This is a genomic window from Bythopirellula superficialaquae, assembly GCF_059632245.1.
The window spans coordinates 409511-422382 of record NZ_CP197426.1; the positions used below are offsets into that span (position 1 = coordinate 409511).

Annotated in this window: 13 protein-coding genes; 4 read left to right on the forward strand and 9 right to left on the reverse strand. The window is 54.7% G+C overall.

Going from position 1 to position 12872, the window contains the following annotated elements; genetic code table 11:
• Positions 1-51: 51 nt before the first annotated feature.
• From SH678x_RS01780 to SH678x_RS01810, 7 genes are all read right to left on the reverse strand, one after another.
• Positions 52-213 (reverse strand): hypothetical protein, encoded by a 162-nt coding sequence (locus tag SH678x_RS01780; RefSeq protein WP_496921169.1) that lies wholly within the window; start codon positions 211-213, stop codon positions 52-54.
• A 235-nt stretch (positions 214-448) separates the two neighbouring features.
• Positions 449-1048: a hypothetical protein gene (locus SH678x_RS01785; protein ID WP_496921170.1), complete on the reverse strand. Its 600-nt coding sequence runs from the start codon at positions 1046-1048 to the stop codon at positions 449-451.
• Positions 1045-1737, reverse strand: coding sequence for an RNA polymerase sigma factor (locus SH678x_RS01790; protein ID WP_496921171.1), 693 nt, complete (start codon positions 1735-1737; stop codon positions 1045-1047). Before SH678x_RS01790 ends, SH678x_RS01785 begins: the two co-directional genes overlap by 4 nt.
• Positions 1738-1749: 12 nt before the next feature.
• Positions 1750-2700: a hypothetical protein gene (locus SH678x_RS01795; RefSeq protein ID WP_496921172.1), complete on the reverse strand. Its 951-nt coding sequence runs from the start codon at positions 2698-2700 to the stop codon at positions 1750-1752.
• Between the two features lie 190 nt (positions 2701-2890).
• Positions 2891-3529 (reverse strand): Uma2 family endonuclease, encoded by a 639-nt coding sequence (locus SH678x_RS01800; protein WP_496921173.1) that lies wholly within the window; start codon positions 3527-3529, stop codon positions 2891-2893.
• Positions 3530-3581: 52 nt separating this feature from the next.
• Positions 3582-4742 (reverse strand): DNA topoisomerase IV subunit A, encoded by a 1161-nt coding sequence (locus SH678x_RS01805; protein WP_496921174.1) that lies wholly within the window; start codon positions 4740-4742, stop codon positions 3582-3584.
• Between the two features lie 101 nt (positions 4743-4843).
• Complete coding sequence (locus SH678x_RS01810) at positions 4844-6982, reverse strand: DNA topoisomerase VI subunit B (RefSeq protein ID WP_496921175.1); 2139 nt, start codon at positions 6980-6982, stop codon at positions 4844-4846.
• 472 nt (positions 6983-7454) lie between these two features.
• Here SH678x_RS01810 and SH678x_RS01815 point away from each other — a divergent pair, with 472 nt between their 5' ends.
• The 4 genes from SH678x_RS01815 (at position 7455) to fmt (ending at position 10209) form a co-directional block, all read left to right on the forward strand.
• Complete coding sequence (locus SH678x_RS01815) at positions 7455-7844, forward strand: hypothetical protein (RefSeq protein ID WP_496921176.1); 390 nt, start codon at positions 7455-7457, stop codon at positions 7842-7844.
• Between the two features lie 75 nt (positions 7845-7919).
• Positions 7920-8297 (forward strand): hypothetical protein, encoded by a 378-nt coding sequence (locus SH678x_RS01820; protein WP_496921177.1) that lies wholly within the window; start codon positions 7920-7922, stop codon positions 8295-8297.
• Positions 8298-8504: 207 nt separating this feature from the next.
• Complete coding sequence (def, locus tag SH678x_RS01825; protein ID WP_496921178.1) at positions 8505-9092, forward strand: peptide deformylase; 588 nt, start codon at positions 8505-8507, stop codon at positions 9090-9092.
• Positions 9093-9276: 184 nt separating this feature from the next.
• Positions 9277-10209 carry a methionyl-tRNA formyltransferase gene (gene fmt, locus SH678x_RS01830; RefSeq protein ID WP_496921179.1) on the forward strand — a complete coding sequence of 311 codons (933 nt, stop codon included), beginning with the start codon at positions 9277-9279 and terminating at the stop codon, positions 10207-10209.
• A gap of 87 nt (positions 10210-10296) precedes the next feature.
• Here fmt and SH678x_RS01835 read toward each other — a convergent pair whose 3' ends face one another.
• Positions 10297-11625 (reverse strand): hypothetical protein, encoded by a 1329-nt coding sequence (locus SH678x_RS01835; RefSeq protein ID WP_496921180.1) that lies wholly within the window; start codon positions 11623-11625, stop codon positions 10297-10299.
• On the reverse strand, positions 11622-12857 hold the full coding sequence (locus SH678x_RS01840) for a hypothetical protein (protein ID WP_496921181.1): 1236 nt from the start codon (positions 12855-12857) through the stop codon (positions 11622-11624). The genes SH678x_RS01835 and SH678x_RS01840 overlap by 4 nt, the downstream gene beginning before the upstream one ends.
• Positions 12858-12872 lie beyond the last annotated feature (15 nt).

The window sequence follows — 12872 nt, forward strand, 5'->3', positions numbered from 1 at the left end:
CCCAGAGTTTGGGACACCATCTCAAACGAGCAGGCTCGCTAGGCGTGCTACCTACTTCTGCATCAAAAGCAAAACACCGGCCACGATCGCCAGCACGGCTGTGATGTCGGCACTGTGTGAGAAGCTTACCCCTAGGAATGGCGCGGTTAGCACGCCGAACAGAATCAGCCAAATGGCCAGCAATAACATCCCGAGGTTCTTGGGAACATTCATCGTAGGATTATCCAAGTGAAAGTAGCTTCGCCCGGATTGAGAAATCCTGGGCCTATTGTGTACTTCGACAGGCGGCCTGATGAGCATGAGCGCATCACAAAAGTGAGAGCACTTTCCGACGAGACCTGACCGAAGGACCGGGTTGAGCCAATATTCACGCTCCTTTTGTCAGCAAATCGATAATCCAGTTAATTTAAGTGTATTGAATGAATTGCCCAGAAGATCGGCTATTCACTTAGTTCATTTCCGCGCTCACGTCGAACCGTTCATACACTCGTTCGCCCATCGCCGACAATTGCGAACCCCATTCGCTGAACGATTCGCGTAAGGTGCCTTGAGTCGTACGCGGAATCTCGTTCAACACCGTGACCTCAGGAAGTTTCAACTGCGCGAGCGGTGAATAATCTTGCGATGTCCGTGCGGCCTGTGCAAACACGCCCAGCATTTCGTCGGGCATCGCAGCCAATTGCGTCGAAATCATCTTGGCGTGCTCGGCCCGCGTTTGCTGTTCGGCGTAATTGTTGAAGAGCATCGTACCGACCAGCAACATCGCTGCCGCGGCTGCCAGCCAGCCAACTGGTCGGTAAGCGAAGACCCGGTGAGACGGTGCTTCGCGTTGAGCTGTTAAGCTTATCGCGGCAGAAGCAGGCCGACTCGCCAGCTCTTTGCGACGAGTGTTCGCGGAAACGCGCAGCAAATCGTCGAGTTCCTGAGCCTGAGCCGCGTAATTGCGCAGACTTGCATCGCGTCGCTCCAGCCAACGCAACCAACCGGACAGGGGCGTTCCCATGTCAAATGAGCGTTGCATCAAAAATTCGAGCCATGTGCGAATCATGATTTGTTTCTCCCGGCGAGCTGGTAAACCGCGTCTCTGCTGCCAGAATCAAACAGCAAAGTGGGCGATAGCTCAGTGTTCGAGAATTCCTCGATTTCAGCGTCGTCCTCCGTGACGGTCAGTTTTTTTAAATGGGGCAGCAAGGCCTTGCGAGCGCGGAACAACAGCACGCTGACCGATGTTTTGGTTCGCCCTAATGATTGGGCGACTTCCTTAATCGATTGCTCCTCGCCATAGAACAACCACAAAGCGGTCCATTGTTCCGCCTTTAATGCACGGTCGGCGATCTGCCAGAGTTGATCGCGCTCTTCACGTTGGCTGGCTTGTTCGTAGGGCGAATGTGCGCCGTCGGTTAGTTCCAAGTGGCCGTCCGCTTGTTGCCCCATCGGCAAAGTTTTTCGACGGGAATGCCCCGCGGCGAGTCGCAGGGCGATTGTGAATATCCAGGGACTCAATCGTTGCTTTGGATCGTAGAGATGAATTTTCTCGTAGACTCGCAACAAGGTTTGCTGCACAACGTCTTCGGCGTCCTCCCGTGTGGGAAGACGCCGTGTTAAGACGTGCAGCAAACGAGGTCGCAGTCGGCGGTCCAGTTCGGCAAAGCTTTCCGCGCAGCCGTCTTGCACGCGCTGAGCCAATTGCTCGTCGCTCTGATCAGCCGGTTCGGTGGTTGCCGTTGGATTCGCCATTGAAGAGTGTATCTATTTAATCTCGTCAATTAAGCCTTGAACCACATCATAACCGACTTGGAAATTGGCAACGACGCTTGTCTCGCCTTCAGCATGACTTACGCTGAGGTGATTAAGCATCTCGGCCAGCTTCTTGGCTTCTTCGTCGTTGTCGGGGACGGCCAGTTGCACCATCGCCTTCATGCCGACTATCAGCTGGTTGATCTGTTGGGCCCGAGCCGGCGTGTCGGCCGTGATATTGGCGTCGATGGAGAGCGTATCCTGTGCCGACGCAGCTGAAAGGGCGAGCGACTGAATGGTCTTGATCAATCCCGACCCAGGGGCGTCTTGATCGATCTCGATGGGAGCCTTGGAGAGATCATTCACCGAAATCGAGAGAAACTTTTCGCCCGTGAGTTGGCCAGCCAGTTCAGCCGTGCCTGCAGTTTGCAATTCCTTGGCCAAGGCCACGGTTGTTTCGCGATTGAAGGAACCGACAAACACGTAATTCTGATTGCCGCTGGTCTTGGGCATCGCACACCACATCCGAGGGATGTCTTCTTTTTCGGCAACGAAGGAATGCACGATCGTATTCTCGTCGAGGTCTTCCGATTGGTAACCCGGAGCTGCTAGAAGCCACCCTTCGATATTGCCGCGGTTTGGGCCGAGGTTGGCGATTACAGTTGCCGATGTTTTCTCGAAGTCGTTACCGTAAATCACTACCTCACCAATCGCCGTGCGAGGGTCAAAGCCTAAGGCGTCGATGAGCGCCTTCACGTCGAGTTCTTTCTCTTTGCCTTTGTCGGTATTCTCGGCGATGACCTTATTAATCATGTCCCCCAGCGGACTGGCAAACAGACCTTTGACGTTGATATGCAATTGCCAAGCCGCGTCGGTCGTGGGGGCCGTCGCCGTGGTTTGCGCGATCGCTGGCAACGCGGTTAAGAAGAAAACAAGCATAAGCAGTTTTGAAACGTATTTCATGATCGAGTTCCTAGCAAAAAAATGACTAGCGAAAAAGTGATCGAAAGGTGTTGGTTCTAGCGGCCGCTACCAAGACTACGCGACCTCGGCCCCGAGAATTACACACAGCATAACGCAATCGGCGCTGCTGGCATTTCGCCAAAATGGCGGGGAGATTGGAATTTCCACGAGAAAGGTGGGGAGAAAGTCGTTAAACCTTCGCCGCGGCAAAGACATCGGTCACAGCAACCGAAAAGCCCGCTAGCAGCTTCGAAGTGGCGATTTCATTCTCGCCGAACACGCCGTGCATTTCATACGCTTTGCCAACGAGCGTGAGCACGGTGATCTTTTTCTCTTGAGGATCAACGATCCAATATTCCGGAATTCCGCCCTCGGCGTAATCAACAACCTTCTTCTCGAAATCGCGTTCATGAGATTCGGGATCGTCGCTCACCACTTCCATGACCAGATCGGCACCCTGAAAGTAGCGATTTCCACTCTTAGTGAGCCGCTCCATGGTACTGAACACGATGTCCGGCTCTCGATAATTGTCAGGGTCGAGATAAACACGAGTGGGAGAAAAGAGCACGACACCGATCTTCTGTCGTTCGACGAATATATCGAGAGCACGAAAAAGAAACTTCAAAATGAGCTGGTGTTCGATTGTTGGCATTGGCAATACCTCAATATGTCCAGCAGTGTACTCGATAAGCCAGTTAGTGCTGTCCGTCAGACTCAAGTAGTCTTCGTGACTCCACTTGCCCTGTGCAGGGTGAAGAAGGGCGAGATCCCAGACCGGCTCGCCGAAGATGGCAACGGAAGGATGTGATGAAGGCGCGCCAGTAGCCATAAAACCACTCCAGAAATAAAGGTGCTATTCAATTATAGCACGGCCAGCTCGCTCAATCCAACCAATCCTGCGCTTCGAGCCGTTCGGGGACGTACACCTCGGTGACATAGCTAATATCTTTCGAGATCAAAGATTCGACTTCCAACTTGAAATCGTTTTTGAGCATTCGCTGAATTTCTGCTTGCCAACGCTTCTTTTTCTCGAACCACGGGTAATGCGCAATCTGCTTCGCGCGTTTGCGGTCGTTTTCGTTCAGAGCGATCTTCACGCTGTCCGAAAGTTGGCAGCGATCGAAGTCGATACTGCGTAGTCCTAAATACTTGGCGTCGGGGATCGCCATGCGTTGCGACTCGTAGGCCAGGTTAATCGAACCCTGTTTGATCACGCTGTAGATATAGTATCCCCACGGATCGTTATCGAGCACACAGTAGATGGGCAGCTTCAATTCATTGTGCAAGCGGTAGAGCATTCGCCGCACGCCGCGTGGGGGTTGGCCGCTCCCGTGGGTCAGGATGCAATTGTGCTTCTGCCAAAATTTGTCTTCATTGAACCGTTGCCAGACCGTCCCTTTTTCGACGTGGAGGATAAACGTCGCACCACACTTTTTCGGATCGAGCTCTATGACTTCGGGTTCAACAATCGAGGGGATCGCGTAGCCACCAGAACCCATGCGCGAGCAATCGATCGTGTCCCCTTTGTCGATCAGCGTGATATTGCCGACCATCGCACCGCGATTTTCCGCGTACAGGTGCAACTCTTCGCGGATGGAATCCAACAGTACTTCAACGTCTTCGATGATCGTGTCGCACTCATTTTGTTCATCGAAGGTGTTTTCCTTGGAACCTTCGATCGTGGCTTTAAGCATGTAGTACAGACCCCGGAGGCTCGTTGTCTTTCCCTGATCGAGCAGCCGCTTGCAGCCGCTCGCCACGAGCATGGTGCGCATGTAGGCCTTCGCTTGCGACAGATCGAAGAGCTGTCGACGGTTTTTGCTGGTGCCCATTTCAAGGATACCCTTGCGCGGGCTGAACTTGACGTTCGCCAGTGTGCGCGAAGGGATATCGACGTACGGATCTTTCCGCGTTTTCGCCGCGGCGACGACGCGGTCGGCTAACCCGGTGATGCTTGTCATCGTTTTCTTGTCACGCGGCGTAAGTTTCACCGAGGAACCGCGCTTGGTGGCTTCAACTTTAACGGGACGTTTCTTGGCCATGATGCTAATTTATTTGTTTGCCGGTCCGCCGCGGCGGATTCCGATGCCGTGTGATTTGGTATGCGTAACGTCTCGGCATCGGGACGATGCCGACTAACTTTTTATTCTTCCGAATCTTCTTCGATGTCTTCTTCCGCTTCTTCGGCGACCGCGACGCGATTGATGGCCGCTTCGTGCGACATGGGATCAACGATCAATACGTTGTCGCCCAAGTCGAGTTGCGTGGGGTCTTCAACCTTTTTACCCCGTTCGTCGAGTTTCATGTCGGCGTCGGCCGTACGATTCTTGGCGACTTTCACGAGTTGCTCGTAAAGCTCCGATTGTTTCACGCCGTTGATTTCGCTGACGGCTTCCGAAACTTTCTTGAGATATCGCAAGAAGATTTCGCGGCGGTCCGATTGTTGCTTCACCCGCAAACGTCGCCGTAAAAACATGCCGAGCTTACGTCCCACGGCTTGCAGTCCGAGCCGGATTTCTTTCTGAATCTCGGGGTAGTTGGCAATCGCTTCCTTGGATTCGCTGGTGAACGGCACCCACACGCTGGCCATGTGGACCATCAAACTCACCGGACCCTTAGGAAGCGTCCCGCGTGATTGGCTCAAGCCATAGCTCCGCCAGTTCGTGCCGATGATTGTTTGAGTAATCGCACAGGCACTGTGTTGAAATTGCAACGGCACGCGGTTGGCATATCGCAAGATTTCCATCGACTGGCCTTCGGAAATGTTCACGTTCTTCATGGCGGCGAACAAGCTTTCGATTTCCTTAGGCTTGAGCTTGTTCGGTGTTTGCCGCGTGCCGATGCTGGCCGTCTTGATAATCTTGTCGGCCCCTTCGCCACCAAGTCCGTTGAAAGTGTGTACCAAAAACTGCCGGACCGTTCGGGCATCAGTTTCTTCCAACAGTTCAAGCAGCAGATCTTTGGTGATGTTCTGCGTGGGGGCGGTTCCGCCGTAAGTGAGCCCCACTTCAATCTGGAACGGATTGCCGCGGTACACCGCCGGTGGTCGCGTGGCGGCGGCATAAAACTCGCCCGGCACGACTTTGTGCATCCCCTTGAGAATCAAATCCTCACCAATCGGGCAAATACAATCCGTCGCGGGGGGAGCAATTTTCGTTTGCTGAATCGCTTGATAGAGCGCTTCCGCTTGCTTGCGGTCAACTTTTTGGGAATTGGTTCGCGTGCTAACTTTGGCCGCTTCGCAGATCTTCTTGGCGACTGAGCCATTCACCCGCGAAAAGCGGCTACTGAAAAACTCCGACAACGATCCGCCGGGGCCTTCCTCGAGCATCGCCGCCAACCGACCAAGTTCCACCCCATAAGGATGGGGTTTGATTTCCTTCGGCTCGGGGGGCAATGTTTTGGTCGAACGCTCGTAGATGTACTCGAAATCATCGGGGTCTTCGTAGTGCAGCGTGATATGCGGGTTGGCAATCGCCGTTTGTTCGAGATACTCGCCGACGCTGCCTCGCCCGCGATTGAACTTTGCCTCAAGCTCAATCGTCACCCGTGTGCCATGCGCTTGCTCGACCCATTCGATGCCATGTTTTTCGATAACAGCCTTGCCCTTTTCGCCGGGCAGAATGTCGACCCCTTCGCCGTTGCCATTGAGAATGCGTGGCTCGTTCTTCTTGGTGTCAATCTGAATTTCGTAATAGTGGGCGGGCTTGTTGGCGCCGACCTTGGAGATGATCTTCACTGGCTTGCCGGTGGTTTGCACGCCGTACATACCCGCCGCGCTGATGCCGATCCCTTGCTGGCCCCGGCTTTGCCGCAAGCGATGAAACTTCGAGCCATACAACAGCTTGCCGAAGATCAGCGGAATTTGCTTCTTGAGGATGCCCGGTCCGTTGTCTTGAATGCCAACCTTGTAGCGATCGGGCGCCATCTGTTGGATGTGAACCCAAATCTCGGGCAGGATGCCGGCTTCCTCACAGGCGTCGAGCGAATTGTCGACCGCTTCCTTCACCGTAGTGAGCAGCGCCTTGCGCGGATTGTCGAAGCCGAGCAGGTGGCGATTCTTGGCGAAGAATTCGCTCACCGAGATATCGCGTTGATTGGCCGCCATCGCCTGGGCGGTGGTGCGCCGCTTGGGCTTGGCTTCGCCGTTGGTCTCGGCTTGGACTTCGATCTCTTGGTCGTCGGTTGCTTCGTCGCCGACGGTTTCGCTCGCAGCACGCTTCTTGGCGGGGCGCGCAGCCTTCTTCACGGGTCGAGAAGCTTTCTTCTTTGCAGTGGCCACTTTATCTCTTGCCGCTAAACGGACATCTCCCTCGATTCCCAGCTGGAGTCGCCCCAACGGAATAATTGGGGCTGGCCGGCGTCGTCCCGACACCAAGCCTGACAATGAAACCCACGGCGGCTATCCCGGCATCCCGGACCGCTAAACTTTGTGGATTAGGGGGATTGTAGCGATTTTCGGGCGTCCTACCCAGGGCAGCGTTCCCGCATTTCGCCTGCAACCGGAATTACCGTATCCTTCGGCAAACAAATTCTCATCGATAGGAACCGTTCGAGCCGAAACCCTCTGTAGGACGTTGCAATTCGGCGGCTGAGTCGCCGTTGCCGTCCGTGACCCCCGCAGTCCAATCCCGGTCAACCAAGACCGCCTGCCTGATTGGACTCAAACAAAACCAACCCCAAACTCTCGCCGGCTCCTTGCTTTTGCTGCAAGCACTCCGCGCGTGAGCTTCGTGAACGCAGGGAGGCGATACATGGGTATTCGAATTCTCGCCGTCGGAATGCTGGCGTGCCTCGTGGGCACCGTGTTGGATTCTGCCAACGCCAATGCCGAAGTCGAAGGCCGCTACAAGCGAGTCATCAGCTACCAGAACAAAGGCGATTTGTTCTACAACTTCTACGAAGGTCCCCAGCCCAGCGGCACGGCAGCTCAGATGTATGTTTCGCCGTTGCCCGTACCCGCGTACGTGGGACACAGCTACACGACCTATCAACCGTTGATGCCTCACGAAATGATGTATCACCATTGCCGCACGCACTATGCCCACACGCCCGGTGCAGGTTGGTCGCGGGCGAAGATTCGCTATGGTACGCGCGGCCTTAAGCTGCAAGACATCATCCACGACTTGAGCATCAAATATTAATCTTTCCCTTTCACCTCTCGCCGGGGCTAGGGAAGGGGCTTACTTAGAATCAATTTCAGCACGAGGAATGAAATCGTGATCAACAAAATTTCAATCTGCTGCGGTGCTGCTATTTTGGCTGCGTCGCTGATGGGGTCGCTCGCCTCAGCCGAAGCGCCGTACTTGCATCCGTTGCGTCGTGCGGAGCTTTCGAACTGGCACGCCAATTACGCTCATTCGTCCTATGGGTATCCCGTAGCGATGGTCGTTCCCCCCACGGCTCAGTTGCAAACCAACTGGAGCTGGGGCGCACCAAGTGTGAGCATCTCGCGAATCGACCACCAATTCGGTCGCAATTACCCAGGCCCCGCACCGTTCGGCGCCGGCTTCCGCAAAACCCCCTACTGGCCAAGCAGCACGCACCAATTCGGTGTCTACCACGTGCGGGCCCCTTGGTATCCGACCCAGCGGTAAGCGGTTCCTCGTAGTTCTCGAACAACAATCCCGGACCACATTGTGGTCCGGCTAGGTGAAGACCTTAGCCGGATCGCAACGCGATCCGGGATTTCCGTTTTGATAGCTAGAAAGTCTATAATAAACCTGTCCCTCCACGCCGTAATTGCACACAATGGGCGTTTCGTTACGGACAAAATTTTAACTTCTGGGTACGAAGGTGCTGGCGTGAGTTTGCAGGTTATTCATTATCCCCATCCCACTTTGAGGCACGTGTCGAAGCCGGTCAAACGGGTCGACCGGGAACTGCGCGACATGATCGCCCAGATGTTCGAGCTCATGTACAAGCATGAAGGGGTGGGACTGGCGGCCAATCAGGTTGATTTGCCGTATCGCTTGTTCATCGCCAATCCGACGGGCGATGCCAATAAGAAGGACCAAGAGTTCGTTTTTATTAACCCCGTGATTCTGAGCGGCAAAGGCCAGGTCGACGGCGAGGAAGGCTGCCTCAGTATTCCCGGCCTGACCGCGGAAGTGACCCGTAAGGAAACAGTGCAAATCGAGGCCTACAACTTGGCTGGCGAGTTGTTCACCGGCGAGCTTGAAGGGCTGTTTGCCCGCATCGTGCAGCACGAAACCGATCACCTCGACGGCGTGCTGTTCATTGATCGTTTGTCACCCGCCCAGTTCGCCGACTTCCGCGAGGACTTGGAAGAGTTCGAGATCGACTTCCAAAGCAAACGCGACGTGGGCGAAATGCCGACCGATGAGCAGATCGTCGCCAAAATCGCCGAACTCGAAAAATTGCGAACTTAGAAATTTATTAACCACGAATCAAACGAATAGCACGAATCAGAAGAAGAAAAGATTAACCGCTAATATTCGCTGAAAAACGCTTATGAATTTATTAGCGATCATTAGCGTGGATTAGCGGTTTAAATTCTTTGCCTTTATTCGTGCTATTCGTTTGATTCGTGGTTTCAAAATCTTTGGTACTGCCATGCGGATTGTGATGTTAGGAACGGGACCGTTTGCCGTGCCGACGTTGCGCGCCTTGCATGCCTCTCGCCACGAAGTGCTCCTTGCCGTGAGTCGTCCGCCGCGGGGTCGCAAGCCGCTTCCCGCGCCTGTGCAAGTTGCCGCCGCAGAACTTGGCATTTCGACTTGGCTTCCCGAGACCGTCAATGCCGATGAGGCTCGGGCGAAGCTCACTGATCTCGAAGCCGATCTGTTGGTCGTGTGCGATTACGGCGAGATCCTGAAATCAGAAACGCTCGCCGTCACGCAATTGGGTGGGATCAATTTGCACGGGTCACTGCTTCCCAAATATCGCGGCGCTGCACCCGTGCAATGGGCTGTTCTCAACGGTGATTTGGAAACCGGCAACACGGTGATTCAAATGACGCCTGGGCTCGATGCCGGTCCCTGCGTTGGCGTCGATCGCGTGGCCATCGATCCCGACGAAACAGCCGGCGAATTGGAAGCCAGACTCTCCCAGCGTGGAGCCGACCTAGTCCTACAAGTCGTCGACCAGTTGGAAGCGGGCACTGCTGATCCCATCGTTCAAGAAAAAGCACAAGCCACCAAAGCGCCCCGATTGGAAAAAGAGCATGGCCAGGTCGATTGGTCGCGCTCAGCCCAACAGATCAAAAACCAAGCCCGCGCGCTTCATCCCTGGCCGCGTGCCTATACTTCCTGGCAGCGCGATTCGGCCGAGCCGTTACGCCTGATTCTCGACCGCGTGCAAGTGGCGAGCGGTGATTATCCGCTGAGTGCGCCGGGAACCGTCGTCGCCGCGGAGCAGCAACTCGTGGTCGCGACGGGTGACGGTTTTTTGAGTCTCGAACAGATTCAACCGGCCGGAAAGCGCGTGATGAGCGCGGCCGAGTTTTTGCGAGGGAACCCGGTGCAGATTTGGGAAGTATTCGGCTAAAACATTTTCAGCGAGTAGGATCCGGGGGATCTCCCTCGAAGTTTATTTTGACGTAGGGCTGGTGAAACGGTGCACCAAAAATCACGTCTACCGTCGCGTCCGCCGCGAGCCGAAATGCACCGTTGAGGATACTAAAACGAGCGCGAGGAGTTGAAGAGAATTTGGTTCCGGAACAACCGATTCCGCAGAAGTAGACCCAACGGACCGATGCCAAGCTGCGTTGCCGAAGTTTACAAAACTCGAATTTACCAACCATTCACCCTGAGTTGTTGCCATCGTATCGTACAAATTCACGGTTCCATCAAAGGCAACAGGCAATCCAAAGTAAGTCCATACGAGGTCTGTCACGTCATTGCTCTCCCAATCAACAACCGACAAGTCTGGATGAACTAGTTGCCAAATTTCTATACCTGGGAAAAGGATCAGTTCCAAATCGATTTCCGGATCCCATCCGTAGATGGGGATCTCAATAATTTCTCCGGGATTGAGAGGTCTTTCGAACCCTTCATCCGAATCAACGGGCAGCGTGCCTTCCGCCGGGGGTGTTGGCAAGTCGTCCGGTAGAACCGAAGGTTCGTCGATTGGCGGAACCGAGGGTTCGGGCGTTGGTAAGGGCGGAATTTGCGGTAGGTCAGTCGGCGGATCGTCGACTTCAGGCAAGGGCAAGGGAGGTGCCGGCGGTTGGGGCGGAGGGACCACTTCCGCGGTCGCTAGGATGTTTTTTAGCGAACTCGCTGGATCGGGAGCAGACAGGATCGTTTCGGGAGTGAACTTGACCATACCTTGACTGGTGGCAACTGATAAATCGAACGTTAAATCCCACGCGAGATCAGGGAGTACCACGTAAGCCAAACTTGTGGACGTTGTTTGGCTGCTACCCGGAACGCCCCACACACCCGAGAGATACGTTCCCAGGCCCGTGGCAAATTGGCTGTCAGCTAAACTTGAGGCCCCACCGGCGTTGTCTTCGTCGGGAGACCGCACAACCAGCGCATTGCTAGGCAGAATCAGGTGGCTATCTGAGCGGCCATCGACCAAGCCATTTCCCGTGCGGTCGGCCAGTCCGTCGAAGTCCACATCGAACCAACTTTGGTGGAATGTGCCCGAAAGGGTCACATCAAACGCTTGGAGCAGACTGCCGTCATCAGTCTCCAAGCCAATTTCCCAGGCGGAATACCCTTCCAGAAGAGAGTCGTGCAGGTCGACGCGCTGTGCCGTGAGCAAAACGCCTCCCCGCACGAACTGTGGGAAAACGATGCTCGTAGCGAGAAATAAGACTGCGACACTGAGTTTGCGCAACAACACCAGTTCTCCCTCGCCGTGACCGGCAGTATCCTGAACCGAGACAATTGATTCTAACCCTATTGGGCCTGGAATACCTCGCTTCGTCACGCCCGGTGAAGGAAAAAAGGTCATTTTCTTCCATGGCGACCTGCGAGAAGCATAGCTGGCAGCAGGGAGAGAATCAGCGAACTCGGCTCCGGCACGAAGAAATCAGCGGCGGTAAGCGTTTGGGTGTAGGTCCTTCGGTCCCGAGCGCGGGTTACGACCTTAATCGCGATGTCGAGGTCGCGTGGGTCAAAGTCTGCGGGAATCACGATATAGGCCAATCGCGCGTCCGCCGTCTGAATCGTTCCCGGGATACCCCAAGCCCCGCGAAGGAATGTGCCGATTCCATAATCAAAATTTACCGTATCCATGAGCGGGCTAAGACTTGCATTGTTGTCTTCGACAGGAGCAAAAGCAGAAGCAAACAGTGCTCCTGCTATTAACGTAAGATGACTATCACCTCGCGAATCAGCTGGAAGGCTGCTTGGTGAGGAGTCGGGGATACCATCGAAATCGACATCGAACCAGCGCTGATGAAGCGGCCCTTCGATGGAAATCTCGACTGCCGAGACGAGATGGTCGTCCAGCGAATGGACATCGAGTTGATAAGCGACAAAACCTGTCAGCGCGGCCTCGGGAGCGAGAAATGGTGGGGCAATTTTAGTTGCCGTTGCCACGAGTCGCGTTATCGTCGAGGGAGGAGGTGGCGGAGGTGGAGGCGGGGGAGGCGGTGGCAAGGTGCCTTGGGAGAGCGTGAAGAGCCCATTCGAGGTTTGCACCTTGATTTCGTAAATGCTGTCTACAGTGGAAAAGCCATCTGGAATTACGAGATACGCCAGGTCGACAGAAGTGGATTGGTCGAAGGCAGGAATTTCCCACGCGCCCGACAAGTAGTTCCCTACTCCATAGTCAAATGCCGCCGTATCCATGAGGGGACTGGGACTTACATTGTTGTTCTCGACAATTGTTCGCGTCATGATGCCTGCCGGCGTGAGAGCACTATCTCCTCGTCCACTTCTGGGTGCAACAAGCGGAGATGGATCGAAAATGCCGTCAAAATTGACATCCTGCCAACGCTGATGCATCGGTAGCGTAAACGTCGCATCAATCGCCTGAATGAGCGAACCATCGTCGGTGGAGACATTGAACTGGTAGCTAGAAAATCCGGTCAGGGCGGCATCAGGCGCGGAAAACGGTGGCGATTGACTAATAGCTCCAAGTATGACGCCGGCTTGTGCAAACTGAGCCGTCAGTGAAGCAATGACCATCAACGCGATGGCAACGCGAAGTTTCCGAGAGCAGGCAGCTACGTTATTCATGGTAAGATGTTTCTC

Bases quoted from the DNA above. Each gene is read 5' to 3' on its own strand.
- SH678x_RS01780 (WP_496921169.1), bottom strand. From the start codon at position 213: ATGAATGTTCCCAAGAACCTCGGGATGTTATTGCTGGCCATTTGGCTG.
- SH678x_RS01785 (WP_496921170.1), bottom strand. From the start codon at position 1,048: ATGATTCGCACATGGCTCGAATTTTTGATGCAACGCTCATTTGACATG.
- SH678x_RS01790 (WP_496921171.1), bottom strand. From the start codon at position 1,737: ATGGCGAATCCAACGGCAACCACCGAACCGGCTGATCAGAGCGACGAG.
- SH678x_RS01795 (WP_496921172.1), bottom strand. From the start codon at position 2,700: ATGAAATACGTTTCAAAACTGCTTATGCTTGTTTTCTTCTTAACCGCG.
- SH678x_RS01800 (WP_496921173.1), bottom strand. From the start codon at position 3,529: ATGGCTACTGGCGCGCCTTCATCACATCCTTCCGTTGCCATCTTCGGC.
- SH678x_RS01805 (WP_496921174.1), bottom strand. From the start codon at position 4,742: ATGGCCAAGAAACGTCCCGTTAAAGTTGAAGCCACCAAGCGCGGTTCC.
- SH678x_RS01815 (WP_496921176.1), top strand. From the start codon at position 7,455: ATGGGTATTCGAATTCTCGCCGTCGGAATGCTGGCGTGCCTCGTGGGC.
- fmt (WP_496921179.1), top strand. From the start codon at position 9,277: ATGCGGATTGTGATGTTAGGAACGGGACCGTTTGCCGTGCCGACGTTG.
- SH678x_RS01835 (WP_496921180.1), bottom strand. From the start codon at position 11,625: ATGACCTTTTTTCCTTCACCGGGCGTGACGAAGCGAGGTATTCCAGGC.
- SH678x_RS01840 (WP_496921181.1), bottom strand. From the start codon at position 12,857: ATGAATAACGTAGCTGCCTGCTCTCGGAAACTTCGCGTTGCCATCGCG.